This is a genomic window from Enterobacter sp., assembly GCF_977039595.1.
Window position 1 is genome coordinate 15,934 of the sequence record NZ_CDRQYH010000034.1, and the last position, 24,616, is coordinate 40,549.

A 24,616-nucleotide genomic window follows, 5' to 3' on the forward strand; every position below is an offset into this window, starting at 1 on the left:
TCAACTCTTTGTATTAAGTGTAAAACAGTTGACTACTATCGCAGCGTTATACGGCGATAACAACCCATAAACGGCTCCGTTTCCCAGCAGAGTATGCTGAAATCCAGACCGTGCGACCGGTTTCTTATTCATATCATTGTAAAACACGTATCCGAACTCTGTATGACAAGGTTCGGCGAAACCACGAGAAAACTCTTGTATTAACAAGAGCGCCCTTGTTCAGTTTTCACAAAGCGTGACCGGCCCTGGAATCCTGAGAAGCGCCGAGATGGGTATAACATCGGCAGGTTTGCAGACTAAAAATGCGGGTTGCGGGAATCAAATGCGCGCCAGGACGGCTGCGCTGAATTAGCGGAAAACGATGGTTCATTATCTCGTATCACCTCCACGGCCGCTTCTGCTGAAACGGACCCCAAGCCAAAGCTAAAAGTTCACTGCTTAACCCGGCTGGAAGTGGCGACACGATGAGTTCATCGAGCGCTTATTTTATATGAGCCGCGCGCCGCGTTTTATACCGATAAGGGGGCTAAAAAGCAAAACAAAAATGCGCGTGTTGCCGGAGCCGTCAGGAATTATTGCCAGCAGCAATTTCAACTGAGTGAGAGGTTAGTCAAAAAAAACTGGAAATCGGGCGAAGAAGTGACCTAAAATAGCCATCCAGATGTTAATCCATCTATACTGATTAACACTCATACTGCCAGTGTCAAAAACCTGCAGGCCTTGGTAGAATTATCTCCTTTGGCTATTCCACACAGCAGCTTGAGCTAACCAAATTCCTCTTAGGTGAAATAAAACATGGCAAAACACCTGTTTACGTCCGAGTCCGTATCAGAAGGACATCCTGATAAAATTGCTGACCAAATCTCCGATGCGGTGCTGGATGCGATCCTGGCGCAGGATCCTAAAGCGCGCGTAGCGTGCGAAACCTATGTCAAAACCGGCATGGTTCTGGTTGGCGGTGAGATCACCACCAGCGCATGGGTTGATATCGAAGAGATCACCCGTAACACGGTGCGTGAGATCGGCTATGTGCATTCTGATATGGGTTTTGATGCCAACTCCTGCGCGGTACTGAGCGCAATTGGCAAACAGTCTCCGGATATCAACCAGGGCGTTGACCGTGCCGATCCGCTGGAACAGGGCGCGGGCGACCAGGGTCTGATGTTCGGCTATGCAACCAACGAAACCGACGTGCTGATGCCAGCACCGGTCACCTACGCACACCGTCTGGTGCAGCGTCAGGCTGAAGTACGTAAAAACGGCACCCTGCCGTGGCTGCGCCCGGATGCGAAAAGCCAGGTCACCTTCCAGTATGACGACGGCAAAATCGTCGGGATTGACGCGGTGGTTCTGTCTACTCAACACTCCGAAGAAATCGATCAGAAATCCCTACAGGAAGCAGTGATGGAAGAGATCATCAAGCCGGTTCTGCCTACCGAATGGCTGAGCTCTGCGACCAAATTCTTCATCAACCCAACAGGACGCTTTGTTATCGGCGGCCCAATGGGTGACTGCGGTCTGACAGGTCGTAAAATCATCGTTGATACCTACGGCGGCATGGCGCGTCACGGTGGCGGTGCGTTCTCCGGTAAAGATCCGTCTAAAGTTGACCGTTCTGCGGCGTACGCGGCACGTTATGTGGCGAAAAACATCGTTGCTGCCGGCCTGGCTGACCGCTGTGAGATTCAGGTCTCCTACGCAATCGGCGTGGCTGAACCCACCTCCATCATGGTTGAAACCTTTGGTACCGAGAAAGTGCCTTCAGAACAGCTGACGCTGCTGGTACGCGAGTTCTTCGACCTGCGTCCATACGGCCTGATTCAGATGCTGGATCTGCTGCACCCTATCTATAAAGAAACCGCTGCATACGGTCACTTTGGTCGTGAACATTTCCCATGGGAAAAAACCGACAAAGCCGCTCTGCTGCGTGAAGCTGCCGGTCTGAAGTAATCGACTGATATCGCTTTTAAAAGGCCAGCCTTCGGGCTGGCCTTTTTTTGTCGGATGGCGGCTGAAAGGTGCACCCTTTGGAACCGATTACACCGCACCGGCACCACTGCGCTTTCAGAATATTCTCTTTGCATGTTCGCCTTTCTTCTGCTGTTACATTCCCTTTCAGTTAAGTCTGAAATGTGTCCTTTCGCGATGCATATCACCTCATTTACCTCTATATTTTCAAAGCCTTAATTTTATTTACGGTTGCAAAGCTGTGTAACCGATTACACCTGTGTGATTAATCTCACATATTTTTGTGGGTCGCTCACCTACCCTTAACATTAATAAAACTGATAACCCAACTGGAGGGCATAATGCCTGACAATAAAAAACAGGGGCGTACGTCCAACAAGGCGATGACATTCTTCGTCTGTTTCCTCGCCGCCCTGGCAGGATTACTTTTTGGCCTGGATATCGGCGTGATTGCCGGTGCATTACCTTTCATTACAGAAGAGTTCCAGATCAGCGCTCATACCCAGGAGTGGGTGGTGAGCTCCATGATGTTTGGCGCTGCCGTCGGGGCCGTCGGCAGCGGCTGGCTCTCCTTTAAGCTCGGACGTAAAAAGAGCCTGATGATCGGCGCGATCCTGTTCGTTGCCGGCTCACTCTTCTCTGCCGCAGCGCCTAACGTTGAGGTCCTGCTGGTTTCCCGCGTGCTGCTTGGTCTGGCCGTGGGCGTGGCGTCCTACACCGCCCCGCTCTATCTGTCTGAAATTGCGCCGGAGAAAATCCGCGGCAGTATGATTTCCATGTACCAGCTGATGATCACCATTGGTATCCTCGGTGCATACCTTTCCGATACCGCGTTTAGCTACAGCGGCGCATGGCGCTGGATGCTCGGCGTGATCATCATCCCTGCAGTTCTGCTGTTGATTGGCGTCTTCTTCCTGCCGGACAGCCCTCGCTGGTTTGCTGCGAAACGTCGATTCCACGATGCCGAACGCGTGCTGATGCGCCTGCGCGATACCAGTGCGGAAGCGAAAAACGAGCTGGAAGAGATCCGCGAAAGCCTGAAGGTTAAACAGTCCGGCTGGGCGCTATTTAAAGAGAACAGCAACTTCCGCCGCGCGGTTTTCCTCGGCGTACTGCTGCAGGTCATGCAGCAGTTCACCGGAATGAACGTCATCATGTACTATGCGCCAAAAATCTTTGAACTGGCGGGTTACACCAACACCACCGAGCAGATGTGGGGGACCGTCATCGTGGGTCTGACCAACGTGCTGGCGACCTTTATCGCAATTGGTCTGGTGGACCGCTGGGGACGTAAGCCAACCCTGACGCTGGGCTTCCTGGTGATGGCAGCCGGTATGGGCGTCCTCGGTACCATGATGCATGTGGGCATTCACTCCCCAACCGCCCAGTACTTTGCGGTAGGCATGCTGCTGATGTTTATCGTCGGGTTTGCGATGAGCGCCGGTCCGCTGATCTGGGTGCTGTGCTCTGAGATCCAGCCGCTGAAAGGACGTGATTTTGGCATCACCTGCTCTACCGCAACCAACTGGATTGCCAACATGATCGTCGGCGCAACGTTCCTGACCATGCTCAATACCCTGGGCAACGCCAACACCTTCTGGGTCTACGCCGGTCTGAACATCTTCTTTATTGTGCTGACCATCTGGCTGGTTCCAGAAACCAAACATGTGTCCCTGGAGCATATTGAACGTAACCTGATGAAAGGTCGTCCTCTGCGCGAAATCGGCGCCCACGACTAATCCTCACTCGGGAGGTGCCTCTTGCACCTCCCCGCTTCGCGCTTTATGCTGCGCCCCTATGAAAGCACCCCGTCTCCCCATCGCCATTCAGCAGGCCGTTATGCGCAGCCTGCGGGAAAAGCTCGCCCAGGCGAACCTGAAGCTCGGTCGCAACTACCCTGAACCCAAAATCGTTTATCAGCAGCGTGGCACCGCCGCCGGTACCGCCTGGCTCGAGTCGTATGAGATCCGCCTTAACCCGGTGCTGATGATGGAAAACCAGCAGGCGTTTATCGACGAAGTGGTACCGCACGAGCTGGCGCATCTGCTGGTGTGGAAGCACTTCGGGCGCGTCGCCCCCCACGGAAAAGAGTGGAAGTGGATGATGGAGGCGGTGCTCGGCGTTCCGGCGCGTCGTACCCACCAGTTCGAGCTGGAGTCGGTGCGCCGCAATACCTTCCCCTACCGCTGTCAGTGCCAGCAGCACCAGCTTACCGTCCGTCGCCATAATCGCGTGGTGCGCGGCGAGGCGACCTACCGCTGCGTCAAATGCGGCGAGCCGCTGGTTGCGGAATAATCATCTGAACTTTCAGGAACTTTCCTGATCTGACTGATTGCATACAGGAACAACATTCGTTACGTTGCGGGCTCGTTTTGACACGGAGTGTAAGATGTCCCGTAATTTTTCTCTCGCGGTCGCCTTTCTGACGACGGCGCTCTCAGGCCATGCTCTGGCCGACGGTATCAACAGTTTTTCCCAGGCCAAGGCCGCAGGCGTGAAGGTGAACGCCGATGTGCCGGGCGATTTCTACTGCGGCTGTAAAATTAACTGGCAGGGTAAAAAAGGGGTCGTTGACCTTGAGTCCTGCGGCTACAAGGTGCGTAAAAACGAAAACCGCGCCAGCCGTATTGAATGGGAGCATGTCGTTCCGGCCTGGCAGTTTGGCCACCAGCGCCAGTGCTGGCAGGATGGCGGACGTAAAAACTGCGCCAAAGACCCGGTTTACCGCCAGATGGAAAGCGACATGCATAACCTGCAGCCCGCGGTGGGCGAAGTGAACGGCGACCGGGGTAACTTCATGTACAGCCAGTGGAACGGTGGCGAAGGCCAGTACGGCCAGTGCGGTATGAAGATTGATTTTAAAGAGAAAGTCGCCGAGCCCCCTGCCCGCGCGCGCGGCAGCATTGCCCGTACCTACTTCTATATGCGCGACCGTTACGATCTCAACCTCTCCCGCCAGCAGACGCAGCTGTTCAACGCCTGGGACAAGCAGTATCCGGTGACGGAGTGGGAATGCCAGCGCGACGACCGTATCGCCAGAGTCCAGGGGAATCACAACCCTTACGTCCAGCGGGCTTGCCAGGCGCAAAAGAGCTAACCTACACTACGGCAATTCGCTTATATCGCATGACACATGGAATTTCTGACTATGCGCATTCCCCGCATTTACCACCCTGAACTGATTACCACAGGCCGCGAAATCGCCCTGTCTGATGACGCCGCCAACCACGTTGGCCGCGTGCTGCGCATGGGCGCCGGTCAGGCAATCCAGCTGTTCGACGGCTCGAACCAGGTGTTCGACGCCGAAATTACGCGGGCAGATAAAAAAAGCGTACACGTGAACGTCCTGCGCGCTGAAGTGGATGACCGGGAATCACCGCTGCACATTCATCTGGGCCAGGTCATGTCGCGCGGTGAGAAAATGGAGTTCACCATTCAGAAATCCATTGAACTGGGTGTAAGCCTCATTACGCCACTTTTTTCTGAGCGCTGTGGCGTTAAACTGGACGCGGAACGTCTGAACAAAAAGATCCAGCAGTGGCAGAAAATTGCCATTGCGGCTTGCGAACAGAGTGGCCGGAACCGTATTCCGGAGATCCGCCCGGCGATGGATCTGGAGGAATGGTGTGCAGAAGAGGACAGTGGGCTGAAGCTCAATCTTCATCCGCGCGCCAGCGCCAGCATCAATACGCTACCGCTGCCCGTTGAGCGCGTTCGTCTGCTGATTGGCCCCGAAGGCGGCCTGTCGGCGGACGAAATTGCGATGACGGCACGTTACCAGTTTACTGATATTCTGTTGGGACCTCGCGTTCTGCGCACTGAGACAACGGCACTCACGGCCATTACCGCGCTACAGGTACGGTTTGGCGATCTGGGTTGAAGCATTAACGGAGAAGAACATGATCAAGCTCGGCATCGTGATGGACCCCATCGCAAACATTAACATCAAGAAAGATTCCAGCTTCGCCATGCTGCTGGAAGCGCAGCGTCGCGACTATGAACTCCACTATATGGAGATGAACGATCTTTACCTGATCAACGGTGAAGCCCGCGCCCGCACCCGCATCGTTAACGTCGAGCAGAACTACGACAAATGGTACGAATTCGGCACCGAGCAGGACATTGCGCTTGCCGATCTCAACGTCATCCTGATGCGTAAAGATCCGCCATTCGACACTGAATACATCTACTGCACCTATATTCTCGAACGCGCAGAAGAGAAAGGAACGCTGATCGTCAACAAGCCGCAGAGCCTGCGCGACTGTAACGAGAAGCTCTACACCGCCTGGTTCTCTGACCTGACGCCGGAAACGCTGGTGACCCGCAGCAAAGCTCAGCTGAAGGAATTCTGGCAGAAGCACGGCGACATCATCATGAAGCCGCTGGACGGCATGGGCGGTGCGTCGATTTTCCGCGTGAAAGAGAGCGACCCGAACATTGGCGTGATTGCCGAGACCCTGACAGAGCTGGGCACGCGTTACTGCATGGCGCAGAACTATATTCCGGCGATCAAAGACGGCGACAAACGTGTTCTGGTCGTGGATGGCGAACCGGTTCCTTACTGCCTGGCACGTATCCCGCAGGGTGGCGAAACCCGTGGTAACCTGGCAGCCGGTGGCCGAGGTGAGCCACGCCCGTTGACCGAAAGCGACTGGGAAATTGCCCGTCGCGTTGGCCCGACGCTGAAAGCCAAAGGCCTGATCTTCGTTGGCCTGGATATCATCGGCGATCGTCTGACCGAAGTGAACGTCACCAGCCCGACCTGCATTCGTGAAATTGAGGCTGAATTCCCGATTTCGATCACCGGAATGCTGATGGACGCTATCGAAAAACGTTTACAGAAATAACCTAACAATACTATTAGTGACAGCGCCTGTGTTTGTCCCCATACTGGGCGCTGTCGCTTTTTAAACCAGGAAACAGTACCTCTGACAATGAATTTACAGCATCACTTTCTTATTGCCATGCCTGCTCTCCAGGACCCGATTTTTCGCCGCGCCGTGGTTTATATTTGTGAATACAATGAAGACGGCGCGATGGGTATTATCATTAATAAACCGCTGGAAAATCTTCAGGTTGAAGGAATTCTGGACAAGCTGAAAATCTCGGCTGAAGAGCGCCTGCCGGAAATACGGCTTGATAAACCTGTGATGCTGGGCGGACCTCTTGCAGAAGATCGCGGTTTTATCCTGCATACGCCGCCGGTGTTCTCTTCCAGTATTCGAATTTCGGATAACACCGTCATCACCACCTCGCGTGACGTGCTCGAAACGCTGGGTACCGCAGAGCAGCCTTCTGAAGTGCTGGTGGCGTTGGGCTATTCGTCCTGGGAGAAAGGCCAGCTTGAGCAGGAGATCCTCGATAACGCCTGGCTTACCGCGCCTGCGGACATGAATATCCTGTTTAAAACCCCCATCGCCGATCGCTGGCGTGACGCGGCGAAGCTGATTGGTATTGATATCCTGACCATGCCTGGCGTAGCGGGGCACGCCTGATGAGCGGAACACTTCTGGCCTTCGATTTTGGCACCAAAAGCATTGGCGTCGCCGTGGGGCAGCGCATCACCGGTACCGCGCGTCCGCTTACTGCCCTGAAGGCCAACGACGGTACGCCGGACTGGAATCTTATTGAGCGTCTGCTCAAAGAGTGGCAGCCGGATGACGTTATTGTTGGGCTGCCGCTGAACATGGACGGTACCGAACAGCCGCTTACAGCCCGGGCGCGAAAGTTCGCCAATAAAATCCATGGCCGCTTTGGCGTCTCCGTGAAGCTGCACGACGAGCGTCTGAGCACCGTCGAAGCGCGTGCGGGTCTGTTTGAGCACGGCGGCTTTCGGGCGCTCAACAAAGGCAGCGTGGACTCCGCTTCTGCCGTGATTATCCTCGAAAGCTATTTCGAACAGGGCTTTTAAGCACGGGGGCCTACAGCCGCCCCTGCGCCCGTCTCTCCGCCAGGCTCTGGTCAAAGTTCTGCATTCCTGCCTGCAGACCGGTTTGGATGATGCCGGGCAGTTGCCACGTTTTCCCTTCACGAATAAGATTTGCCGCCGCAGCGGTGTTCACCAGCAGTTCATACAGCGCGACGCGCCCGTCCTGCAGATCGGGAAGGAGCTTCTGCGCCAGCACTGCCCGGAGGCTGCCGGCCAGCTGGTTACGCACCGGATCTTTCTCCTGCGCCGGGAACGTATCGACCAGCCGTTCAATCGCCTGCGATGCCCCGCGCGTATGCAGCGTCGCCAGCACCAGATGCCCGGTTTCCGCCGCGGTTAGCGCCAGGCGGATCGTTTCGCTGTCGCGCAGCTCCCCCAGCAAAATAACGTCCGGATCCTGGCGTAAGGCACTGCGCAGCGCGTCGGCAAATGACGGACTGTGCTGGCCAATCTCCCGCTGCTGGATCAGGCAACGCTCGCTCTGGTAGATAAACTCCACCGGATCTTCAAGCGTGAGGATATGGCCGTCAGTATGGTGGTTGAGAAAATCGACCATCGCCGCCAGCGTAGTGGATTTGCCGCTGCCGGTCGCCCCCGTGACCAGAATCAGCCCGGCGTCATTGGATAACAGTTCCGGGATTGCCCGCGGCGCGCCCAGCGTAGCGAGTTGTGGACAGGTACGCGGCAACAGCCGCAGCGTCACAGAGACACCGCGCATCTGCTTAAAGGCATTCCCGCGCAGACGCTGGCCTCCCGTTACCGTCGCGGCAAAATCCACCTGTCCATTTGCCCACCATGTTCCCTGCTGCTCATCGTTGAGCCACGCTTTTAACAACGCCCCGACGTCAGGAGAAGGAAACGGTGCCGGTTCAAGGCGGCCCGTTCTGCGCCAGCGGGGTGGCGAATCACTGCACAGGTGTAGATCGGAGACGTTATGCTTTACACTAAGGGCCACAATTTCTTCCACATCCATAGACTACTCCTCGGAAAATGAACGACATTGCGCATAACCTGGCACAGGTCCGGGACAAAATCTCAGCCGCCGCAACGCGTTGCGGCCGGGCTTCAGAAGAAATTACGCTGCTTGCAGTCAGCAAAACCAAGCCTGCGAGCGCCATCGCAGAAGCTATTGACGCAGGCCAACGCGCGTTTGGTGAAAACTACGTCCAGGAAGGCGTGGATAAAATTCGCTACTTCCAGGAACAGGGGAATACGGATCTGCAGTGGCACTTTATTGGTCCACTGCAGTCGAACAAAAGCCGTCTGGTGGCGGAGCACTTTGACTGGTGCCATACCGTTGACCGTCTGCGCATTGCGACACGCCTGAACGACCAGCGTCCGTCAGAGATGCCAGCGCTTAACGTGCTGATTCAAATCAACATCAGCGACGAAAACAGCAAGTCCGGCATTGCGCTGAGCGAGCTGGATGCGCTGGCAGCCGAAGTGGACGCCCTGCCGCGTTTAACCCTGCGTGGTTTGATGGCAATCCCGGCGCCTGAGTCAAGTTATGAAAGGCAGTTTGCCGTGGCACAGCAAATGGCTGTAGCATTTGAGGCGCTTAAAGCGCGCTATAACACGGTAGACACGCTTTCTCTGGGCATGTCGGATGATATGGAAGCCGCCATCGCGGCAGGCAGCACTATGGTGCGCATCGGCACGGCAATTTTCGGTGCGCGCGACTACTCAAAATAATAAGGAAACCTGAGGAACGCCATGAAGACGTTGACTTTCCTGCTCTCAACTGTGCTTGAGCTGTATACGATGGCGCTTTTGCTGCGCGTCTGGATGCAGTGGGCCCGCTGTGATTTTTACAATCCGTTCTCGCAGTTTGTCGTGAAAATCACGCAGCCTGTTGTCGGACCGCTGCGTCGTATTATCCCGGCGATGGGCCCCATCGACAGTTCGTCTCTGCTGGTGGCGTTTATTCTTAGCGTGATCAAAGCGATCGTGCTGTTTATGGTCATCACCTTCCAGCCGATTATCTGGATTGCTGCGGTCCTGATTTTAATCAAGACCGTCGGTCTGCTGATTTTTTGGGTGCTGCTGGTGATGGCCATCATGAGCTGGGTAAGCCAGGGCCGTAGTCCGGTAGAATATGCGCTGATCCAACTGGCCGAACCGCTGCTGCGCCCGATTCGCAACCTGCTGCCTTCGATGGGCGGTATTGATTTCTCGCCGATGATCCTGGTACTGCTGCTCTATGTGGTCAACATGGGGATCGCTGAGCTGCTGCAGTCCACGGGCAATATGCTGCTGCCGGGGCTGTGGATGGCGCTATGAGTGCAGTAAGCACCTGCGCTGACGGGCTGGTTTTGCGGCTATATATTCAGCCCAAAGCCAGCCGTGACGGTATCGTTGGACTGCATGGCGACGAGTTAAAAGTCGCCATCACCGCCCCGCCGGTTGACGGCCAGGCGAACGCGCATCTGACCAAATATCTGGCAAAACAGTTTCGCGTCGCCAAAAGCCAGGTCATCATTGAAAAAGGTGAACTTGGGCGACATAAACAGGTAAAAATCCTTAATCCGCAATCTATCCCGACGGAAGTCGCGGCTCTGACAGAACAGGACTAAACCATGCAGAAAGTTGTTCTCGCGACCGGCAACGCCGGTAAAGTGCGCGAGCTGGCCTCGCTATTAAATGATTTTGGTCTGGACGTGGTCGCCCAGACCGATCTTGGCGTGGATTCCGCCGAAGAGACGGGGCTGACGTTTATCGAAAACGCGATCCTCAAAGCACGCCATGCCGCGCAGATTACGGGCCTGCCCGCGATTGCCGACGACTCCGGCCTGGCCGTAGACGCCCTTGGCGGCGCGCCGGGGATCTACTCTGCGCGCTATTCCGGCGTTGACGCTACCGACCAGCAGAATCTGGAAAAGCTGCTTGTCGCCCTGAAAGACGTCCCGGACGAGCAGCGCACCGCGCAGTTCCACTGCGTGCTGGTCTATCTGCGTCACGCGGAAGACCCTACGCCGATCGTCTGCCACGGCAGCTGGCCGGGCGTGATTACCCGTGAAGCGGCTGGCAACGGCGGCTTTGGCTACGATCCGATTTTCTTTGTCCCGACCGAGGGCAAAACCGCTGCGGAACTGACCCGCGAAGAGAAAAGCGCGATATCCCACCGTGGACGCGCGCTGAAACTGTTACTGGAAGCACTGCGTAATGGCTAATTTGCCGCCTCTGAGTCTTTATATTCACATCCCGTGGTGCGTGCAGAAATGCCCGTACTGCGATTTCAACTCGCACGCGCTGAAGGGCGAAGTGCCGCACGATGACTACGTTGCGCATCTGCTGGCCGACCTGGACGCCGATGTACCTTACGCACAGGGACGTGAAGTTAAGACCATTTTCATAGGTGGCGGTACGCCGAGCCTGCTGTCAGGCCCGGCGATGCAAACGCTGCTGGACGGCGTACGTGCGCGCCTGAACCTGGCAGCGGATGCTGAAATCACGATGGAAGCCAACCCCGGTACCGTTGAGGCCGACCGTTTTGTCGACTATCAGCGCGCTGGCGTTAACCGCATCTCCATCGGTGTGCAGAGCTTTAGCGAGCCGAAGCTAAAACGTCTGGGGCGCATTCACGGCCCGGAAGAGGCGAAGCGCGCGGCAAACCTGGCGACCGGTCTGGGCCTGCGCAGCTTTAACCTGGATTTGATGCACGGCCTGCCGGATCAGTCGCTGGAAGAGGCGCTGGACGACCTGCGCCAGGCGATCGAACTGAACCCGCCGCACCTGTCGTGGTACCAGCTCACCATCGAGCCCAACACCCTGTTTGGCTCGCGTCCGCCGGTGCTGCCGGATGACGACGCGCTGTGGGATATCTTCGAGCAGGGTCACAGGCTTTTAACCGCTGCGGGCTATCAGCAATACGAAACGTCGGCGTATGCGAAGCCGGGCTATCAGTGTCAGCACAACCTGAACTACTGGCGTTTTGGCGACTATCTCGGGATTGGCTGCGGCGCGCACGGCAAGGTGACCTTCCCGGACGGGCGCATTCTGCGCACCGCCAAAACCCGCCACCCGCGCGGGTATATGGAAGGCCGCTACCTGGAGCGCCAGCACGACGTCGAGGCGGCGGATAAGCCGTTTGAGTTCTTTATGAACCGCTTCCGCCTGCTCGAAGCCGCGCCGCGCGCGGAGTTTGCGCTGTACACCGGGCTGCCGGAATCGGTGATTCGCCCGCAGATCGACGAAGCGCTGGCGCAGGGGTATCTCACGGAATGTGAGGAATACTGGCAGATCACCGAGCACGGCAAACTGTTCTTAAACTCCCTTCTCGAGCTGTTCCTCGCCGAAGAATCCTGAAGGCTGATTCAGGATTTTGCATCCCGCTCTGCCAGCTGAGGGAAAGGCTGGCAGAGTGTGGGGATGATCGACCTGAAGAGACAGTCGATCACCATGGGTAAAGGATGTTAAAAATTGTTCGCCATGTCCCCGGACCGTACACCCTGAAAGGGAGAGGGAGCAAACCATCCCCTCGCCCCTTTGGGGAGAGGGATAGGGTGAGGGGACCTTACTTCAGCGTCCCCACCAGCGCCTTACGGCTGTCTTCCAGCGACACCACGCGTTTACAAACGTCTTTGCCGAACTGCTGGAAATCATCTTCCTGGTTTTTCCACTCGTTCTGAATGGAGGTTTGCAGGCCGCCCAGACTGCCCAGCACGCCCTGCAGCGGGTTACCGCCGCCTTTCAGCACCGCTTTGGCACCCATCTCGTTGATGCTGTCCTGCAGGATGCCGCCCATCGCCTGGTTCACCAGCTGCTGCCCGTCGGCACGGACCTGATCGATCGCCTTATAGTGGAACGTCAGGCCATCGGAGCGCGTCTCGATAATACGGTTCATCTGCTCTTTAAGCTGCTTGTCCAGCTTCGTCAGGCGGGTGCGCATGTTGCTGCTCTCCCCCACCTCTTTGGTGATGATCTTATCCAGCGCCACGTGGCTCTTTTCGACGCGCGTCAGGGCACCTTCATTAATCCACGGCAGCGCGGTACGCAATTCGGACTGGTAGTCTTTCGCCTGCTCGCGCTGTGCGGCAGTCAGGTTATACTGCTTGCCGTTATAGGTGACGTTCCCTTCTGGCGTAATCACCAGATTGCCGTTCTCGCCTTTGACCTGCACGGTTTGCGGGCTTAACACCACGTCATCACGCGGGGTGACGCTACATTGATAATCCGCATGGGCGGTGAATCCGGTTGCCATCAAAGCAACTGCCAGCAACGTTTTGCGCATCTTAAACACTCCCTCAGACAAAACGGGCCAGCTAATGCTGGCCCCTTACTGCTTAATTAGTCCCACCAAACGTCGAAAAGTTCGCTGACGCGGACATCTTCGAGCTTGTGGTCTTCAAGCCACTTACGTACCAGAGCCTGATGTTCTTCGGTGCATTTACCCACTTCCTGGGTGCAGATCAGACCTTCCCAGGCCAGATAGCCGCTACCGTCGAAGGCCAGTTTGTTTGGCTCGATCACCTCGTTGATGAACGCATCCACGTCCTGATCGATCTGCTCAACGCTGGTGCCTTCCGGGAAACGCCACGCAACGGAGAAGCCCACTTCCTGGAATTCTTCGATGTGCATCTTTTTACGCAGACGACGGCTACGATTCTTTGCCATTATTTCACCCTCTCGAACATTAAGTCCCATACACCGTGACCAAGACGATGGCCACGCTGTTCAAATTTCGTTACCGGACGCGATTCCGGACGCGGTACATAGTCGTTGCTCGCAGACTGGTTTTTGTAACCGTCCAGCGACGACATCACTTCCAGCATATGTTCCGCATACGGTTCCCAGTCGGTCGCCATATGGAAGACACCGCCCAGCTTCAGCTTGCTTTTAACCAGCTCGGCAAACGGCGCCTGAACGATACGGCGTTTATTATGACGCGCTTTGTGCCACGGGTCAGGGAAAAAGAGCTGAACCATGGTTAAAGAATTGTCAGGAATCATTTTGTGCAGCACTTCCACCGCGTCGTGACACATCACGCGCAGGTTCTCAACGCCCTCTTCGTGGGCCGTTGCCAGACACGCGCCCACGCCCGGCGAATGCACTTCGATACCGAGGAAGTTCTGCTCCGGGCGAGCTTTCGCCATGGTCACCAGCGAGGCGCCCATACCGAAGCCAATTTCCAGCGTGACCGGCGCGTCGCGGCCAAACAGCTCGGCAAAATCCAGAGGCTGCTCGCTGAACTCAACGCCCATCACCGGCCAGTAGTTGTCCAGCGCGTGTTGCTGACCTTTTGTCAGGCGGCCCTGACGACGGACAAAGCTGCGAATACGGCGCAGCGGGCGACCGTTTTCATCAAATTCCGGTGAAATGACGTCGTTTTTCATAAAAGAGTTGTCTGCTTGTGAGAATGTTCGGGAAACGGGCATTATCCAAAGTTAAGGCTTCTATGCAAGCATGGGAAAGATCCGGTTTACAGCAGATTGACGCTGTGCTGCAATCTGCGTCCCTGATTATGCGAATCGATGACCATGCAAGCCTCTCAATTTTCAGCCCAGGTGCTGGACTGGTACGACAAATACGGGCGTAAAACCCTGCCCTGGCAAATTGAAAAAACGCCTTACAAAGTATGGCTCTCCGAGGTGATGTTGCAACAAACGCAGGTCGCCACGGTGATCCCTTACTTCGAGCGTTTTATGGCGCGCTTCCCGACGGTGACCGATCTGGCCAACGCGCCGCTGGACGAGGTCCTGCACCTGTGGACCGGTCTTGGCTATTACGCCCGCGCGCGTAACCTTCACAAGGCCGCACAGCAGGTCGCCACGCGCCACAGCGGGAAGTTCCCGGAAACCTTCGATGAGGTGGCCGATCTCCCCGGCGTTGGACGTTCAACCGCAGGCGCTATTCTCTCCCTGTCTTTAGGCAAGCATTTCCCGATCCTCGACGGCAACGTGAAGCGCGTGCTGGCGCGCTGCTATGCCGTCGACGGCTGGCCGGGGAAGAAAGATGTTGAAAAACGTCTTTGGGAAATTAGTGAAGAGGTCACCCCGGCCAACGGCGTCGAGCGTTTCAACCAGGCGATGATGGATCTCGGCGCAATGGTCTGCACGCGCTCAAAACCAAAATGCGAACTCTGCCCGGTGAATAATCTCTGCGTGGCGTATGCCAACCATTCATGGGCGCAGTATCCGGGTAAGAAACCCAAGCAGACGCTGCCGGAGCGCACCGGCTATATGCTGCTGATGCAGCACGGTGACGAGGTCTTCCTCGCCCAGCGTCCGCCGAGCGGTCTGTGGGGTGGTCTATACTGCTTCCCACAGTTTGAAGATGAAGACTTGCTGCGTGAATGGCTTAAAAAGCGCGGGATTGCTGCCGATAACCTGACGCAGTTGACCGCGTTTCGCCACACCTTCAGCCATTTCCATCTGGATATTGTGCCGATGTGGCTTCCCGTGTCCTCCTTCGCCTCGTGCATGGATGAAGGCACCGCTCTCTGGTATAACTTAGCGCAACCGCCATCAGTCGGACTGGCGGCTCCCGTGGAGCGCCTGTTACAGCAATTACGTGCCGGTGCAATGGTTTAGCATCGACAAGAAAAAGAGGAATGAGTATGGCCAGAACGATTTTTTGTACTTTCCTGCAGCGTGACGCTGAAGGCCAGGATTTCCAGCTTTATCCGGGCGATCTGGGTAAACGCATCTACAATGAAATCTCCAAAGAAGCCTGGGGACAGTGGCAGAAAAAGCAGACCATGCTGATCAATGAGAAGAAACTCAGCATGATGAACCCGGAACACCGCAAGCTGCTTGAGCAGGAGATGGTGAGCTTCCTGTTCGAAGGAAAAGACGTGCACATCGAAGGCTATACGCCACCGGAAAAATAACAGCGTGCGGGGGAAACCCCGCCGTTAAAGCAAACACAACACGCACTCCCGGAATGATGAAAAAACTTTTAGCGCTAGCCCTTGTTGCGCCGTTGCTTGTCTCGTGTTCGTCAAAAAAAGGCGAAGATTACAACGAAGCCTGGATCAAGGACACCAACGGTTTTGACATTTTGATGGGGCAGTTTGCCCACAACATCGAGAACATATGGGGATTTAACGAAGTTCTTATTGCCGGACCTAAGGACTACGTTAAGTACACCGACGCCTATCTGACCCGTAGCCACATCAACTTTGATGAGGGGACGATCACGATTGAGACCATCGCAGGCACGGACCCTGCGGCACGACTCCGTCAGGCGATAATCAAAACCCTGCTGATGGGTGACGATCCTGGCTCTATCGATCTCTACTCCGATGCCGACGATATCACCATCTCGAAAGAGCCGTTCCTGTACGGCCAGGTCGTCGATCAGACCGGCCAGCCGATCCGCTGGGAAGGCCGCGCCACGAAATTTGCCGACTACCTGCTGCAGACGCGCCTGAAGAGCCGCTCTAACGGTCTGAAGATCATCTATAGCGTCACCATCAACCTCGTCCCGAACCACCTCGACAAGCGTGCGCATAAGTATCTGGGCATGGTGCGTCAGGCCTCGCGTAAATACGGCGTGGATGAGTCGCTGATCCTGGCGATTATGCAGACCGAATCCTCGTTTAACCCGTATGCGGTAAGCCGTTCCGATGCCCTGGGGCTGATGCAGGTTGTGCAGCACAGCGCCGGTAAAGACGTCTTCCGCGCGCAGGGTAAATCCGGCACGCCGAGCCGCAGCTATCTGTTCGACCCGCAGAGCAACATTGATACCGGCACGGCCTATCTGGCGATGCTGAACAATGTCTACCTCGGCGGCATAGACAACCCGACGTCGCGCCGCTATGCGGTGATCACCGCCTATAACGGCGGCGCGGGCAGCGTGCTGCGCGTCTTCTCAAATGACAAAGTGCAGGCCGCGAACATCATCAACAGCATGGCGCCGGGGGATGTCTACTCTACCCTCACCACCCGCCACCCGTCTGCGGAATCCCGTCGCTATCTGTATAAGGTGAATACGGCGCAGAAGAACTACCGTCGTCGATAATCAACACACCTTTTCCTGCAAGGGGAAGGTGTTCTGCTTTCCCTCTCCCCGTGGGAGAGGGTCAGGGTGAGGGCATCAGACCGCACTCACTCACCCCACCCATACGAAAATGTTATTTGCATCACAATCCAAACTGCAAATTAATGTGGATTGCATTTTTTTGCGGGAGGTAACAAAACATATCGTTGCCAACTGATAGAATTGCATCAAATAACAACCCTGAATGTTCCCAAAACAACATATCTCCCGCTCACTTGTGAGGAAAGTAACATGAACCTTAAGCTGCAGCTTAAAATATTGTCGTTTCTGCAGTTCTGCCTGTGGGGTAGCTGGCTGACTACACTCGGCTCCTATATGTTTGTGACGCTCAAGTTCGATGGTGCGTCAATCGGTGCCGTCTACAGCTCGCTCGGTATTGCGGCTGTCTTCATGCCAACGCTGCTGGGCATCGTGGCGGATAAATGGCTAAGCGCAAAATGGCTGTACATGCTTTGTCATCTGGTGGGTGCGGGGACGCTGTTTATGGCAGCCCAGGTGACCACGCCGGGGGCGATGTTCATGGTGATCCTGCTTAACTCGCTGGCATATATGCCAACGCTTGGGCTGATCAACACCATCTCCTACTACCGCCTGAAGTCTGCGGATATGGATATCGTGACCGATTTCCCGCCAATCCGTATCTGGGGCACCATCGGCTTTATTATGGCGATGTGGGGCGTGAGCTTCGCGGGCTTCGAACTGAGCCATATGCAGCTCTATATCGGTGCGGCGCTCTCCGTGGTGTTGGCGATCTTCACCCTGACGTTGCCGACCATTCCGGTTTCTAACCAGCAGAAAAACCAGAGCTGGAGCACCATGCTCGGCCTGGACGCCTTCGCGCTGTTCAAAAACAAACGCATGGCGATCTTCTTTATCTTCTCCATGCTGCTGGGCGCGGAGCTGCAGATCACCAACATGTTCGGCAACACCTTCCTGCACAGCTTCGATAACAACCCGCTGTTCTCCGGCAGTTTTATCGTTGAACATGCGTCGGTGATGATGTCCATCTCTCAGATCTCTGAGACGCTGTTCATCCTGACCATCCCGTTCTTCCTGAGCCGCTACGGCATCAAGAACGTCATGCTGATCAGTATCGCGGCGTGGATGTTGCGCTTCGGCCTGTTCGCCTACGGCGATCCAAGCCCGTTCGGCACCGTGCTGCTGGTGCTGTCGATGATTGTTTACGGCTGCGCCTTCGACTTCTTCAACATCTCCGGTTCGGTGTTTGTGGAAAAAGAAGTGAAGCCTGAAATCCGCGCCAGCGCGCAGGGTATGTTCCTGATGATGACCAACGGCTTCGGCTGTATTCTGGGCGGCGTGGTGAGCGGTAAAGTGGTTGAGATGTACACCACTAACGGCATCACCAACTGGCAGCCGGTGTGGCTGATCTTCGCGGCGTACTCGCTGGTGCTGTTCTTCGCGTTCATCGCGCTGTTCAAGTACAAGCACGTGCGTGAACCGCACGGTGCGCAGCCGATCGCGCATTGATTGTTGTGCCCGGTGGCGCTGCGCTTGCCGGGCCCACAAAACAAGACCGTAGGCCGGGTAAGGCGAAGCCGCCACCCGGCTATTTTATTCCAGACAGCACCCAACCCACCGACAGCAAATCCGCGCTGCCGCCCGGGCTCAGGTTCCGTTCAATCAGTGCGTTATCCATCTTAAGCAACGCCTCGCGGTCCCAGCCGTTAGCCAGCAGTTCCCGCGCGTAGCCCTGAACGTAGCGCAGCCCTTCCATGCCGCCGCGTGAAACCAGATTACTGTCCTGATTAACCGCCATCAGGCGTAACAGCAGGCCGTGAAGTGAATGTCCGTTCCACTGCGCCAGCGCCTTACGGACCGTCGCAAAGCCGCTCTCAGCCTCGCCGCGCGCCCCGGTTAAGCCGTACTGCTGAAACTGCCGCTCGCCCGCCGTCGCCTGCCCGCTGCGTGCGGCCAGCTCCCGCGACACCAGCCCGCGGCAGATGTTACTCACCTCACAGCAGAGGCTATCTGCAGAGATATTTTTCACACGACCGGCGGCGAAGCACAGTAAACCCAGGGCAAAAATCCCGCCCTTGTGGGTATTCACTCCGTTCGTGGCGGCGTACATCGCCTGCTCGCAGGCCATCCCCATCGGGCGGAGAAGCCGTAGCTGTTCGCCAGCGGGTTTATCCGCATGCGCGCTGCCCAACTCGGCAAAGCGCGTAAACCACGGCGTAATCGCCATAATGCTGCGAACGAACAGCGCGTGGTCCATATCGCGATGGGAACCGTTATTGAGCTTGTCCACCAGCCCGGGCTTGGGCGTCAGCTCCAGCTCCTGCCACAGCGCCGCTTCGGCAAGCGCAGGCACGTCAACCGGGCGCGGTTTAGTCGCGAGCAAACCAGTCATCGATCATTTTCTCCACGCGGGAAACCACCTGCTCCACAGGATGAGCGCGCGAACGGGAACAGGCATGAGCGGTCTCGTCGCAGATCAGGCAACGCCTTAGATTTGCGCCCAGCGACTGACGCCCGACGTGGCCGTGCTGAGGGCATATCACGTCCAGATCCCACAGCCTGCCGAGCGGGTGCGTCTGCTCCAGATCCGCACAGTGCGCTTTGATTTCCGCCGCCGGATGGGCCACGCACCACAGGGCTTCTGGCCCGGTCGGGAGCCATAGAACCTGGCGGTCCAGCACCTGCCAGCGGTTTTCCCACAGCAGCTGGTCGCACATTTGCAGCGCCACGCCCATGGTGTTGCGGTAGCGCAGGCTGTCCTTGATTTCCCCCGGCGTGACCAGCGTGAGGGAAATCACCGGTTGTTGATAGTGCTCGAGCATGTCAGCCTGGCGCGCTGCGCGGCGCTCTTTCGCCGCCAGCAGTTCGTCCAGGCTGACCCCCGTCCGCACGGGTGTCGCTGAAATCATACTTACTCCTTCACCTGGCGCACGGTGTCGATCACGCTGCCGTCGCGGTAGCGGATCACCCCGACGATTTTGTCGGTAAACTCTATCGGTTTAGGGATGCCGGTCAGGGAGATCGCCCGCTCGTACAGCGCGTTGATATCCACAACCTTCAGCCCGGCTTCCAGCAGCCGCTCGCGGATTTCCGGGCGCGCCGGGTTGACCGCAATGCCGTGGTCGGTGACCAGCACGTCGATGCTTTCGCCCGGCGTGAGGCGCGTGGTAACCCGCTTCACGACCGTGGGAATGCGGCTGCGCAGCAGAGGAGCGACGACGATGGTCAGATTCGCCGCGGCGGCCACGTCGCAGTGCCCGCCAGACGCGCCTCGCATCACCCCGTCGGAGCCGGTGATGACGTTGACGTTGAAATCAACGTCGATTTCCAGCGCGCTGAGGATCACCACGTCGAGCTGGTCGCAGCTTGCCGCCTTGCTGCCGGGGTTGGCGTAGACGTTGGTGGAGATCTCCACGTGGTTCGGGTTGCGCGCCAGCGAAGCCGCCGCCTGGCCGTCAAAGCACTGGGTATCGAGCAGCTTTTCGATCAGCCCCTTCTCGTGCAGGTCCACCAGGCTGCCGGTGATGCCGCCAAGCGCAAAGCGTGCCTTCACGCCGCTGCGCTCCATCTTCTCTTCCATAAAGCGGGTGCAGGCCGTGGCCGCCGCGCCGGAGCCGGTCTGCATCGAGAAGCCCGGTTTGAAGTAGCCGGAATGCTCAATCACGTCCGCCGCATAGCGGGCGATCATCAGCTCGCGCGGGTTGCTGGTGACGCGCGCCGCGCCGACGCTGATTTTCGCCGGGTCGCCTACGCTTTCAACCTGCACGATGTAGTCCACCTGGTCCTGCACCAGGCTGGCAGGCATATTAGGAAACGGCACCAGTTCTTCGGTCAGCAGCACTACCTTGCGGGCAAAGTGCGCGTCCACCATGGCGTAGCCCAGCGAGCCGCAGCACGATTTTCCGTGCGTCCCGTTGGCGTTGCCAAACTCATCGCTACACGGCACGCCGAGAAACGCCACGTCGATATTCAGCTCGCCGTCCTGGAGCAGCTTCACGCGACCGCCGTGGGAGTGGATTTGCACCGGCTCGTCCATCAGGCCGTGGGAGATGGCATCCGCCAGCCTGCCGCGCATGCCCGAGGTGTAAATCCGGGTGATGACGCCACTTTCAATATGCTCGATCAGCGCGTCGTTGCAGGTCATCAGCGAGCTGGAGGCCAGGGTCAGGTTTTTAAAGCCCATGCGCGCCAGTAGCGCCACAACGGTGTTGATCACCCGATCGCCTTCGCGAAACGCGTGGTGGAAGGAGATGGTCATGCCGTCCTGCAGGCCGCAGCGCTTAACCGCCTCTTCAATAGAGGCGCACAGCTTGCGGCTGTGTTTCGCGTCGCTGTCCGCCAGCCACGGCGTGGCGCTGTGGGCGGTATCAAACGGTTTTAGGTCCCGCAGATGGGGAAAATTCACGTGAAGAAGTTCTGTCTGATTCATTATTTCATCCTTACCGACGCACGCCGGAGGCCGCCGCGCGCTCCAGCACCACCTGCGCGTGGTTAATAATCGGTGCATCCACCATTTTGCCGTTAAGCGACACCACGCCCAGGCCGTTACGCTCGCCCTCTTCTGCAGCCTCAATCACCCTTTTGGCGTGATCCACCTCTTCCTGCGTCGGGGCGTAGGCGTTGTGCAGCAGGTCAATCTGGCGCGGGTTAATCAGCGATTTGCCGTTAAAGCCCATCTTGCGGATCAGATCGACCTCGCGCAGGAACCCGGCCTCGTCGTTAACGTCTGACCACACCACGTCGAAGGCGTCGATACCCGCCGCGCGGGCGGCGTGCAGCACGGCGCAGCGGGCGTAGAACAGCTCGGTGCCGTCGCCGCGCTCGGTCTGCATGTCCATCACGTAGTCAAAGGCGGCCAGCGCAATGCCGATGAGGCGCGGAGAGCTGCGGGCAATCGCCACGGCGTTGATGACGCCAATGGCCGACTCAATCGCCGCCATTACGCGGGTGGAGCCGACCTCGCGGCCACACTCCTGCTCGATGCGCTCAAGGTGGCCTTCCAGCTCGTAGATGTCGTCCGGCGTGTCGGTTTTCGGCAGTCGGATCACGTCCACGCCTGCCCGCACGGCGGCTTCCAGATCCAGCAGGCCAAACGGCGTGCTCAGCGGGTTAATGCGCACCACGGTTTCGATATCCTGATACATCGGGTGCTGCAGGGCATGGAACACCAGCATGCGCGCAGTATCCTTCTCGCGCAGGGCAACGGCGTCCTCAAGATCAAACATGATGGAGTCGGGACGGTAGATAAAGGCGGTGGAGAGCATGGCGGCGTTGGCACCCGGCAGGAACAGCATACTGCGGCGGAGTTTGCTCATTTCAGCGCCCCCCAGTTGATGGCCTGTGCATCGGCGGCACGCATAAGCGCGCTTTGCAGGCGGGCGCGGATCACACAGTCCAGCGCCCCTTTGTCTTCAATAATAATTAATCCCTGGTGCACGTTCATGGCGCGCAACGTGTCGTTGACCACCTGGCGAATTTGTTCGCCAAACTGCTTAATCACTTCACTGTGGATGACTATCTCCAGCTCGCCTTGAGCGGGAGCGATTTTCACCATCAGGTCGCTGGACTCCTGCGTTCCGGCCAGCGCCTCCCTTACAATTTTCATGATAAATTCCTGGTAGTTAAGCGACTTCCGCACTCGCACGGTAATGCGTTTCGAGATGCGCGAAGGTGGAGTCCGGGACAATCTCCCGGATCCGGGAAAACTGCTGTGTCTTCAGTAAGCGGCGCACTTCGGACGCCGATATGGCGTTACCGGTGGCCTTGATGCGCGGCATTTCCACCACCTCAATATGCGAGGCCAGCAGGTCGTGCAGCGTCTGGTTGTACTGGCGGGTGATATCGCAGAACGGCTCCGAGCCGATGAAGCGGTGCGTGATGCCCAGCGCCGGGGCAATGAAGTCCCGGAAGATCAGCACGTCGATCTCGCTCCACGCCTGCTGCACTTTGCCGGTCTCCTTCAGGAAGTAGGCCGGAAAGGTGGCGCGAGAGATGATGTACTGCGAGCCTTCATGCACCACGACGTTCGGCAGATGCGCCACGCCCGCGCGCACCATCTCCAGACGCGCGCTGAACGGGAAGAACGAGGCGTCTTCACGCACCACAAAAAGATGCAGGGCATCGCACCGCTGCGCCGCCTGCTCCACCAGATGGCGGTGGCCGAGGGTGAACGGATTGGCGTTCATCACGATGGCGCCAATGTTCTTCCCGCACTTGCGCTTCGCGCTCAGGGAACGGCAGTAGCGCTCGATCCCCTGCGGGGTGTTCTCCATCAGCACCGCGTTGTTCCCGCTCTGGGCAATCGGCCAGAAGCCGCTGCGGGCAAAGCGCTCCCGGTTGCACGGACGGGTGCAGAGGAAGAGGTGAAAATGGCCGCACTCCAGCGCCGCATTTTCCACCTCTGCCAGCAGCCGCGCGCTGAGGTTCTCGCCGCGAAGCTGCTCGTTGACCGCCACGCATTTGATAACGTTGGCAGCAAGCCCTGCGCAACCCACCAGCTGCGAGCCGGACCAGGCTTCGACGAACAGCGTGATGTCGTTGTCCAGGCCAAGGCCGCTGTCTGCCAGCAGGTAGCGGATCTGGCTTAAGCGTTCCGGGTGTTTCGCCACGAGGGTGTGGCGAAAATCGATGGGTTGCGATTGCATGCTGCCGCCTTACTTAATGTGCTGCCGCAAGCCCGATGGCTGGCGCTTCCACGATCACGTTGCTGAGATGACCGATATGCTCGATCTCCACCTCAATGCGATCGCCCTCTTTCATAAACAGCGGCGGATTGCGCTTTTTACCCACCCCGCCCGGGGATCCGGTGATGATCACATCGCCGGGACTTAAGCGGGTGAAGGTGCTGATGTACTCGATCAGCTCCGCAACCTTGTGGATCATGCTGCTGGTGTTGTCTTCCTGCACCATGCGGCCGTTGAGCCAGGTGCGGATTGCAAGCCTGTGCGGATCGGGGATCTCATCTGCCGTCGCCATCCACGGGCCAAACGCGCCGGTTTTGCGCCAGTTTTTACCGGCGGTAAACCAGGTGTGCTGCCAGTCGCGGGCGGAGCCGTCCATGTAGCAGCTGTAGCCCGCCACGTGACGCAGGGCGTCGTCACGGCTGATGTTTTCCCCGCCTTTACCGATGATCACCGCCAGCTCGCCTTCATAGTCGAATTCGCTGGAGTGGCGCGGCTTCAGCACTGGTTCGTTGTGGCCGGTCTGTGAATCCGGAAAACGGACAAACAGGGTTGGGGCCGGGTTGTGCTGGTCAAACTCCTTGCGCTTGTCGGCGTAGTTCATGCCCACGCAGAGGATTTTTTCCGGCTGCTCAATCACCGGTAAGAAGGTGATGGCGCTCATCGGCACGTCCACGGCATCGTTCAGGTAGCGGGTGGCCTGTGCCAGCCCGTTACCCTGCAGCAGCGCTTTAAGGTCGCTGTAGCGGTCACCAAGACGGCGGCCTAAATCAATCACGCCGTCGGCCTGGACGATGCCGTAGCTGCGTTTTCCCTGGTATAAAAAGCTTGCGAGTTTCATTGTTCTTTCCTGAAAACTTAAACGAGGAAGTTGCCCAGAATCAGCAGTGAGACAGAGACGTTAATCGCGCCGCCAATTCGGGTAGCAATCTGGGCGAACGGCATCAGGCTCATGCGGTTGCCTGCGGTCAGGATCGCCACGTCGCCGGTTCCGCCCTGGCCGCTCTGGCAGCATGAGACGATGGCGACATCAATCGGGTGCATACCAATCTTTTTGCCG

The 24,616-nt window shown here is 57.4% G+C and carries 31 protein-coding genes; 17 read left to right on the forward strand and 14 right to left on the reverse strand.

Features of this window, described 5'->3' with window-relative positions; translation table 11 throughout:
• Together yqgB and ACWYRJ_RS12105 are read right to left on the reverse strand one after the other, a co-directional pair.
• Positions 1–132, reverse strand: a complete 132-nt coding sequence (gene yqgB, locus ACWYRJ_RS12100; protein WP_127312443.1) for an acid stress response protein YqgB — start codon at positions 130–132, stop codon at positions 1–3.
• 94 nt (positions 133–226) lie between these two features.
• On the reverse strand, positions 227–370 hold the full coding sequence (locus ACWYRJ_RS12105) for a hypothetical protein (protein WP_446488244.1): 144 nt from the start codon (positions 368–370) through the stop codon (positions 227–229).
• 425 nt (positions 371–795) lie between these two features.
• Here ACWYRJ_RS12105 and metK point away from each other — a divergent pair, with 425 nt between their 5' ends.
• From metK to ruvX, 8 genes are all read left to right on the forward strand, one after another.
• The gene (gene metK / locus ACWYRJ_RS12110; protein ID WP_014885184.1) at positions 796–1,950 is read left to right on the forward strand and encodes a methionine adenosyltransferase; all 1,155 of its coding nucleotides are present in this window, start codon (positions 796–798) and stop codon (positions 1,948–1,950) included.
• A 359-nt stretch (positions 1,951–2,309) separates the two neighbouring features.
• The gene (gene galP / locus ACWYRJ_RS12115) at positions 2,310–3,707 is read left to right on the forward strand and encodes a galactose/proton symporter (RefSeq protein ID WP_111963220.1); all 1,398 of its coding nucleotides are present in this window, start codon (positions 2,310–2,312) and stop codon (positions 3,705–3,707) included.
• 58 nt (positions 3,708–3,765) lie between these two features.
• Positions 3,766–4,263, forward strand: coding sequence for a SprT family zinc-dependent metalloprotease (locus tag ACWYRJ_RS12120; protein ID WP_025757721.1), 498 nt, complete (start codon positions 3,766–3,768; stop codon positions 4,261–4,263).
• Positions 4,264–4,357: 94 nt separating this feature from the next.
• Positions 4,358–5,065, forward strand: coding sequence for a deoxyribonuclease I (gene endA / locus ACWYRJ_RS12125; RefSeq protein WP_115876242.1), 708 nt, complete (start codon positions 4,358–4,360; stop codon positions 5,063–5,065).
• 51 nt (positions 5,066–5,116) lie between these two features.
• Entirely contained in the window at positions 5,117–5,848 is a 732-nt protein-coding gene (gene rsmE, locus ACWYRJ_RS12130) for a 16S rRNA (uracil(1498)-N(3))-methyltransferase (RefSeq protein WP_149367659.1), read from the forward strand.
• A 19-nt stretch (positions 5,849–5,867) separates the two neighbouring features.
• Positions 5,868–6,815 (forward strand): glutathione synthase, encoded by a 948-nt coding sequence (gene gshB / locus ACWYRJ_RS12135; RefSeq protein ID WP_149367658.1) that lies wholly within the window; start codon positions 5,868–5,870, stop codon positions 6,813–6,815.
• Between the two features lie 87 nt (positions 6,816–6,902).
• Positions 6,903–7,463: a YqgE/AlgH family protein gene (locus ACWYRJ_RS12140; RefSeq protein WP_020883695.1), complete on the forward strand. Its 561-nt coding sequence runs from the start codon at positions 6,903–6,905 to the stop codon at positions 7,461–7,463.
• Complete coding sequence (ruvX, locus tag ACWYRJ_RS12145; RefSeq protein WP_021242076.1) at positions 7,463–7,879, forward strand: Holliday junction resolvase RuvX; 417 nt, start codon at positions 7,463–7,465, stop codon at positions 7,877–7,879. Before ACWYRJ_RS12140 ends, ruvX begins: the two co-directional genes overlap by 1 nt.
• A gap of 10 nt (positions 7,880–7,889) precedes the next feature.
• Here ruvX and ACWYRJ_RS12150 read toward each other — a convergent pair whose 3' ends face one another.
• A complete protein-coding gene (locus ACWYRJ_RS12150; protein WP_455507957.1) occupies positions 7,890–8,870 on the reverse strand; it encodes a type IV pilus twitching motility protein PilT in 981 nt (326 codons plus the stop codon).
• 17 nt (positions 8,871–8,887) lie between these two features.
• Between ACWYRJ_RS12150 and ACWYRJ_RS12155 the strand changes: the two genes are divergently transcribed.
• Genes ACWYRJ_RS12155 through hemW form a run of 5 tightly spaced genes read left to right on the forward strand, consistent with a single transcriptional unit; the run spans position 8,888 to position 12,202 of the window.
• Positions 8,888–9,589: a YggS family pyridoxal phosphate-dependent enzyme gene (locus ACWYRJ_RS12155; protein ID WP_111963225.1), complete on the forward strand. Its 702-nt coding sequence runs from the start codon at positions 8,888–8,890 to the stop codon at positions 9,587–9,589.
• Between the two features lie 21 nt (positions 9,590–9,610).
• Positions 9,611–10,177 (forward strand): YggT family protein, encoded by a 567-nt coding sequence (locus ACWYRJ_RS12160; protein ID WP_111963226.1) that lies wholly within the window; start codon positions 9,611–9,613, stop codon positions 10,175–10,177.
• Positions 10,174–10,470, forward strand: a complete 297-nt coding sequence (gene yggU / locus ACWYRJ_RS12165; RefSeq protein ID WP_008499758.1) for a DUF167 family protein YggU — start codon at positions 10,174–10,176, stop codon at positions 10,468–10,470. The genes ACWYRJ_RS12160 and yggU overlap by 4 nt, the downstream gene beginning before the upstream one ends.
• Positions 10,471–10,473: 3 nt before the next feature.
• Complete coding sequence (locus ACWYRJ_RS12170; protein ID WP_455507958.1) at positions 10,474–11,067, forward strand: XTP/dITP diphosphatase; 594 nt, start codon at positions 10,474–10,476, stop codon at positions 11,065–11,067.
• Positions 11,060–12,202 (forward strand): radical SAM family heme chaperone HemW, encoded by a 1,143-nt coding sequence (gene hemW, locus ACWYRJ_RS12175; protein ID WP_455507959.1) that lies wholly within the window; start codon positions 11,060–11,062, stop codon positions 12,200–12,202. Before ACWYRJ_RS12170 ends, hemW begins: the two co-directional genes overlap by 8 nt.
• A 208-nt stretch (positions 12,203–12,410) precedes the next feature.
• On the opposite strand, the gene ACWYRJ_RS12180 is transcribed toward hemW, so the two are convergent.
• The 3 genes from ACWYRJ_RS12180 to trmB are packed head-to-tail and all read right to left on the reverse strand — an operon-like array spanning position 12,411 to position 14,229.
• Complete coding sequence (locus ACWYRJ_RS12180; RefSeq protein WP_219297162.1) at positions 12,411–13,127, reverse strand: YggN family protein; 717 nt, start codon at positions 13,125–13,127, stop codon at positions 12,411–12,413.
• Positions 13,128–13,183: 56 nt separating this feature from the next.
• The gene (locus ACWYRJ_RS12185) at positions 13,184–13,510 is read right to left on the reverse strand and encodes a YggL family protein (protein ID WP_003862421.1); all 327 of its coding nucleotides are present in this window, start codon (positions 13,508–13,510) and stop codon (positions 13,184–13,186) included.
• The gene (gene trmB, locus ACWYRJ_RS12190) at positions 13,510–14,229 is read right to left on the reverse strand and encodes a tRNA (guanosine(46)-N7)-methyltransferase TrmB (protein ID WP_025912470.1); all 720 of its coding nucleotides are present in this window, start codon (positions 14,227–14,229) and stop codon (positions 13,510–13,512) included. The genes ACWYRJ_RS12185 and trmB overlap by 1 nt, the downstream gene beginning before the upstream one ends.
• A gap of 138 nt (positions 14,230–14,367) precedes the next feature.
• On the opposite strand from trmB, the gene mutY reads away from it, so the two are divergent.
• The 4 genes from mutY (at position 14,368) to ACWYRJ_RS12210 (ending at position 18,385) form a co-directional block, all read left to right on the forward strand.
• Positions 14,368–15,426, forward strand: a complete 1,059-nt coding sequence (mutY, locus tag ACWYRJ_RS12195) for an A/G-specific adenine glycosylase (RefSeq protein WP_133295122.1) — start codon at positions 14,368–14,370, stop codon at positions 15,424–15,426.
• Between the two features lie 26 nt (positions 15,427–15,452).
• Entirely contained in the window at positions 15,453–15,725 is a 273-nt protein-coding gene (locus tag ACWYRJ_RS12200; protein ID WP_023309138.1) for an oxidative damage protection protein, read from the forward strand.
• Positions 15,726–15,781: 56 nt separating this feature from the next.
• Complete coding sequence (gene mltC / locus ACWYRJ_RS12205) at positions 15,782–16,858, forward strand: membrane-bound lytic murein transglycosylase MltC (protein WP_111963230.1); 1,077 nt, start codon at positions 15,782–15,784, stop codon at positions 16,856–16,858.
• 270 nt (positions 16,859–17,128) lie between these two features.
• Positions 17,129–18,385 (forward strand): nucleoside permease, encoded by a 1,257-nt coding sequence (locus ACWYRJ_RS12210; RefSeq protein WP_115876247.1) that lies wholly within the window; start codon positions 17,129–17,131, stop codon positions 18,383–18,385.
• Between the two features lie 79 nt (positions 18,386–18,464).
• Here ACWYRJ_RS12210 and citG read toward each other — a convergent pair whose 3' ends face one another.
• The 8 genes from citG to ACWYRJ_RS12250 all read right to left on the reverse strand — a co-directional run.
• Positions 18,465–19,268 (reverse strand): triphosphoribosyl-dephospho-CoA synthase CitG, encoded by an 804-nt coding sequence (gene citG, locus ACWYRJ_RS12215; protein ID WP_149367652.1) that lies wholly within the window; start codon positions 19,266–19,268, stop codon positions 18,465–18,467.
• The gene (citX, locus tag ACWYRJ_RS12220) at positions 19,246–19,785 is read right to left on the reverse strand and encodes a citrate lyase holo-[acyl-carrier protein] synthase (RefSeq protein WP_455507960.1); all 540 of its coding nucleotides are present in this window, start codon (positions 19,783–19,785) and stop codon (positions 19,246–19,248) included. The genes citG and citX overlap by 23 nt, the downstream gene beginning before the upstream one ends.
• Before the next feature lie 2 nt (positions 19,786–19,787).
• A complete protein-coding gene (gene citF / locus ACWYRJ_RS12225) occupies positions 19,788–21,305 on the reverse strand; it encodes a citrate lyase subunit alpha (RefSeq protein WP_111963234.1) in 1,518 nt (505 codons plus the stop codon).
• A gap of 10 nt (positions 21,306–21,315) precedes the next feature.
• Positions 21,316–22,191, reverse strand: a complete 876-nt coding sequence (gene citE, locus ACWYRJ_RS12230; RefSeq protein ID WP_023306921.1) for a citrate (pro-3S)-lyase subunit beta — start codon at positions 22,189–22,191, stop codon at positions 21,316–21,318.
• Positions 22,188–22,481, reverse strand: a complete 294-nt coding sequence (gene citD, locus ACWYRJ_RS12235; RefSeq protein ID WP_455507961.1) for a citrate lyase acyl carrier protein — start codon at positions 22,479–22,481, stop codon at positions 22,188–22,190. The genes citE and citD overlap by 4 nt, the downstream gene beginning before the upstream one ends.
• Positions 22,482–22,497: 16 nt before the next feature.
• Positions 22,498–23,520: a [citrate (pro-3S)-lyase] ligase gene (gene citC / locus ACWYRJ_RS12240; protein ID WP_047173623.1), complete on the reverse strand. Its 1,023-nt coding sequence runs from the start codon at positions 23,518–23,520 to the stop codon at positions 22,498–22,500.
• A gap of 13 nt (positions 23,521–23,533) precedes the next feature.
• Positions 23,534–24,397: a fumarylacetoacetate hydrolase family protein gene (locus ACWYRJ_RS12245; protein WP_455507962.1), complete on the reverse strand. Its 864-nt coding sequence runs from the start codon at positions 24,395–24,397 to the stop codon at positions 23,534–23,536.
• Positions 24,398–24,414: 17 nt separating this feature from the next.
• A partial coding sequence (locus tag ACWYRJ_RS12250; RefSeq protein ID WP_455507963.1) for a 2-hydroxycarboxylate transporter family protein occupies positions 24,415–24,616 on the reverse strand: 202 nt, incomplete at its 5' end.

Excerpts from the sequence above, each read along its gene's own strand:
- ACWYRJ_RS12245 (WP_455507962.1), bottom strand. The coding sequence starts at position 24,397 with ATGAAACTCGCAAGCTTTTTATACCAGGGAAAACGCAGCTACGGCATC.
- hemW (WP_455507959.1), top strand. The coding sequence starts at position 11,060 with ATGGCTAATTTGCCGCCTCTGAGTCTTTATATTCACATCCCGTGGTGC.
- ACWYRJ_RS12150 (WP_455507957.1), bottom strand. The coding sequence starts at position 8,870 with ATGGATGTGGAAGAAATTGTGGCCCTTAGTGTAAAGCATAACGTCTCC.
- citE (WP_023306921.1), bottom strand. The coding sequence starts at position 22,191 with ATGAGCAAACTCCGCCGCAGTATGCTGTTCCTGCCGGGTGCCAACGCC.
- ACWYRJ_RS12155 (WP_111963225.1), top strand. The coding sequence starts at position 8,888 with ATGAACGACATTGCGCATAACCTGGCACAGGTCCGGGACAAAATCTCA.
- trmB (WP_025912470.1), bottom strand. The coding sequence starts at position 14,229 with ATGAAAAACGACGTCATTTCACCGGAATTTGATGAAAACGGTCGCCCG.
- yggU (WP_008499758.1), top strand. The coding sequence starts at position 10,174 with ATGAGTGCAGTAAGCACCTGCGCTGACGGGCTGGTTTTGCGGCTATAT.
- ACWYRJ_RS12120 (WP_025757721.1), top strand. The coding sequence starts at position 3,766 with ATGAAAGCACCCCGTCTCCCCATCGCCATTCAGCAGGCCGTTATGCGC.
- citF (WP_111963234.1), bottom strand. The coding sequence starts at position 21,305 with ATGAATCAGACAGAACTTCTTCACGTGAATTTTCCCCATCTGCGGGAC.
- ruvX (WP_021242076.1), top strand. The coding sequence starts at position 7,463 with ATGAGCGGAACACTTCTGGCCTTCGATTTTGGCACCAAAAGCATTGGC.
- ACWYRJ_RS12180 (WP_219297162.1), bottom strand. The coding sequence starts at position 13,127 with ATGCGCAAAACGTTGCTGGCAGTTGCTTTGATGGCAACCGGATTCACC.
- citC (WP_047173623.1), bottom strand. The coding sequence starts at position 23,520 with ATGCAATCGCAACCCATCGATTTTCGCCACACCCTCGTGGCGAAACAC.
- citD (WP_455507961.1), bottom strand. The coding sequence starts at position 22,481 with ATGAAAATTGTAAGGGAGGCGCTGGCCGGAACGCAGGAGTCCAGCGAC.
- ACWYRJ_RS12170 (WP_455507958.1), top strand. The coding sequence starts at position 10,474 with ATGCAGAAAGTTGTTCTCGCGACCGGCAACGCCGGTAAAGTGCGCGAG.
- ACWYRJ_RS12210 (WP_115876247.1), top strand. The coding sequence starts at position 17,129 with ATGAACCTTAAGCTGCAGCTTAAAATATTGTCGTTTCTGCAGTTCTGC.
- yqgB (WP_127312443.1), bottom strand. The coding sequence starts at position 132 with ATGAATAAGAAACCGGTCGCACGGTCTGGATTTCAGCATACTCTGCTG.
- ACWYRJ_RS12185 (WP_003862421.1), bottom strand. The coding sequence starts at position 13,510 with ATGGCAAAGAATCGTAGCCGTCGTCTGCGTAAAAAGATGCACATCGAA.
- citX (WP_455507960.1), bottom strand. The coding sequence starts at position 19,785 with ATGATTTCAGCGACACCCGTGCGGACGGGGGTCAGCCTGGACGAACTG.
- galP (WP_111963220.1), top strand. The coding sequence starts at position 2,310 with ATGCCTGACAATAAAAAACAGGGGCGTACGTCCAACAAGGCGATGACA.
- endA (WP_115876242.1), top strand. The coding sequence starts at position 4,358 with ATGTCCCGTAATTTTTCTCTCGCGGTCGCCTTTCTGACGACGGCGCTC.
- mutY (WP_133295122.1), top strand. The coding sequence starts at position 14,368 with ATGACCATGCAAGCCTCTCAATTTTCAGCCCAGGTGCTGGACTGGTAC.
- ACWYRJ_RS12140 (WP_020883695.1), top strand. The coding sequence starts at position 6,903 with ATGAATTTACAGCATCACTTTCTTATTGCCATGCCTGCTCTCCAGGAC.
- citG (WP_149367652.1), bottom strand. The coding sequence starts at position 19,268 with ATGACTGGTTTGCTCGCGACTAAACCGCGCCCGGTTGACGTGCCTGCG.
- mltC (WP_111963230.1), top strand. The coding sequence starts at position 15,782 with ATGAAAAAACTTTTAGCGCTAGCCCTTGTTGCGCCGTTGCTTGTCTCG.
- ACWYRJ_RS12200 (WP_023309138.1), top strand. The coding sequence starts at position 15,453 with ATGGCCAGAACGATTTTTTGTACTTTCCTGCAGCGTGACGCTGAAGGC.
- gshB (WP_149367658.1), top strand. The coding sequence starts at position 5,868 with ATGATCAAGCTCGGCATCGTGATGGACCCCATCGCAAACATTAACATC.
- ACWYRJ_RS12105 (WP_446488244.1), bottom strand. The coding sequence starts at position 370 with ATGAACCATCGTTTTCCGCTAATTCAGCGCAGCCGTCCTGGCGCGCAT.
- ACWYRJ_RS12160 (WP_111963226.1), top strand. The coding sequence starts at position 9,611 with ATGAAGACGTTGACTTTCCTGCTCTCAACTGTGCTTGAGCTGTATACG.
- metK (WP_014885184.1), top strand. The coding sequence starts at position 796 with ATGGCAAAACACCTGTTTACGTCCGAGTCCGTATCAGAAGGACATCCT.
- rsmE (WP_149367659.1), top strand. The coding sequence starts at position 5,117 with ATGCGCATTCCCCGCATTTACCACCCTGAACTGATTACCACAGGCCGC.